Origin of the sequence: Methyloceanibacter sp., from assembly GCF_051306395.1 — a bacterium.
Lineage (GTDB): Bacteria > Pseudomonadota > Alphaproteobacteria > Rhizobiales > Methyloligellaceae > Methyloceanibacter.
Genome location: NZ_JBPPND010000044.1, coordinates 1 through 2,052 on the forward strand (window position 1 = coordinate 1; position 2,052 = coordinate 2,052).

The window sequence follows — 2,052 nt, forward strand, 5'->3', positions numbered from 1 at the left end:
CTCTTATTTCGTCGAGTGGTCTGGCGGCGAGAAATCAAACCTATTTGTGAATGTGTTTTATTTAGCGGTCGGCAATGGCCTAGCCTGAACTTCTCCCAGTCGTGAAGAGCATCGGGGCTCCGACTCAGCGAAAGTTCTTCTGCGACAAAGCCTTGCGCTTGAGCAGGAGAGCTCCCCGATGCCGACACAGTGTAGCCAGGAAGAACTGGACCTTGGAAGCTCTGCCAAGCGCAAACTTGTGGGCGCTTTCGACGGCGGCGCCATTACGTCGAACGGTGGTGTCGTGTTGCTCGCGGCAGCTGACCGCTCGATCAAACTCACCGACCGGCTCGCCCGCTGCTTTACGGATCTCAGATTTACCGATGCCGTCACGCACTCGGTGGCCGATCTGCTGCGCCAGCGCATCTTTGGCATCGCGCTCGGCTACGAGGACCTGATCGATCACGACGCGCTGCGCCACGACCCGGCTCTCACCGCCGTGCTCGACAAGCCGGGCGGCCGGCTCGCCGGCAAGTCGACGTTGAACCGGTTGGAGCATGCCGGCAAGATCGGCCTCGACCGTCACCACAAGCTCGACCACGATGGCGGGGCCATCGAGCGGCTGTTCGTCGACATCTTTCTCGACGCTCATGCCGAACCACCGTCGCGCATCGTCCTCGATCTCGATGCTACCGATGATCCTCTCTATGGTGAGCAGGAAGGCCGGCACTTCCACGGCTATTACGACTGCTATTGTTACCTGCCGCTGTATATCTTCTGCGGTCGGCATCTGCTGGCCGCCAAGCTGCGCACATCCAGCGTCGATGCCGCCGACGGCAGCGTCGGCGAAGTGGCGCGCATCGTCGCCAAGATCCGTGCGCGTTGGCCCAGCACCACCGTCGTGATCCGCGCCGACAGCGGCTTCTGCCGCGACGACCTGATGACGTGGTGCGAGGCCAACGACGTGCAATACGTGCTGGGCCTTGCAGGCAACCGACGGCTCGTAGCCAGGATCGCGCCCGAAATGCGCAAAGCCCGGCGCAAGGCCAAGCGGACAAGCCAGCCGGCGCGCGTCTTCGCCGACTTTGACTATCGCACGCGCAAGAGCTGGAGCGCCAAACGGCGCGTGATCGGAAAAGCCGAATGGACGAAGGACGAGGCCAACCCGCGATTCATCGTGACCAACATACATGCCGCACATGGGCCGGCGCGCTTCCTTTACGAGGACGTGTACTGCCAGCGCGGCGAGATGGAGAACCGGCTGAAGGAATGCCAGGGCGATCTCTTTGCCGACCGGACGCCGGCGCCCACCATGCGCGCGAACCAGTTGCGCCTGTGGCTGTCGTCCTTTGCCTACGTCCTGATGTGCGCGGTGCGACGCATCGGGCTCGCCGGAACCAAGCTGGAAAAGGCGACCTGCGGCACCATCCGTCTCGCTTTGCTGAAGATCGGCGCGCTGGTCACGATCAGCGTCCGGCGCGTGAAGCTTGCCTTCGCATCGGCTTGCCCCATGCGTGACGTGTTCCTGCTGGCAGCGCGGCGATTGTGAGACGGCGCGGCTGCGCCGCATCTGAGCCCGAACGCCAACAAGAGAGGATCAGCGATGCGAGTGCCAAGGCCGCCCAACAGGCGGCAGCCTCACCGCTTGGTCAATCCTCGGCCAAGACCAGCCCGCGAAAACTATAGCCTGACCGCTCGCTCAAAGAGCCAGCCGGGAGAAAGCCGGGCTAGGCGGCCACGCATAGCGGCTCGGGCTTCGTCATCAGCGCGGACAGGTTATCGAGCGCATCGGACGCAAATTGTTCGATGTCGCTGCAATGCCAGTCCGGGTTCAAAGCGGTGGCGCCAGTTGCCGCGCGGCGCTTGATGCCTTCCAGCGTGTAAAGGGCTTCGTCGAGCGCCCTAAGAAGCTGGGGGATGTCATCGGCGGTCATCGTCATCGGGTCGTCCTCGCGGTTGTTGCACTGCATCAACGCGGGATGAGTGGAAAAGTTCGACCAGAACCGGAATCCGAACTGGCCTTGCTGTTGGTCTAAACTCCTGCTGCACCCACTCAACCTCAGGCCTTCTTGT

General features: G+C 62.6%; 2 protein-coding genes. One reads left to right on the plus strand and one right to left on the minus strand.

Translation table 11 applies throughout. The annotated features are described in order from the left end of the window. Nucleotides 1–178: 178 nt before the first annotated feature. Nucleotides 179–1,528: an IS1380 family transposase gene (locus tag ACSLE4_RS03250; protein WP_435903054.1), complete on the plus strand. Its 1,350-nt coding sequence runs from the start codon at nucleotides 179–181 to the stop codon at nucleotides 1,526–1,528. A 178-nt stretch (nucleotides 1,529–1,706) separates the two neighbouring features. Here ACSLE4_RS03250 and ACSLE4_RS03255 read toward each other — a convergent pair. Beyond that, nucleotides 1,707–2,052 (minus strand): hypothetical protein (locus tag ACSLE4_RS03255; RefSeq protein ID WP_435903055.1); only part of this gene is annotated, 346 nt, incomplete at its 5' end.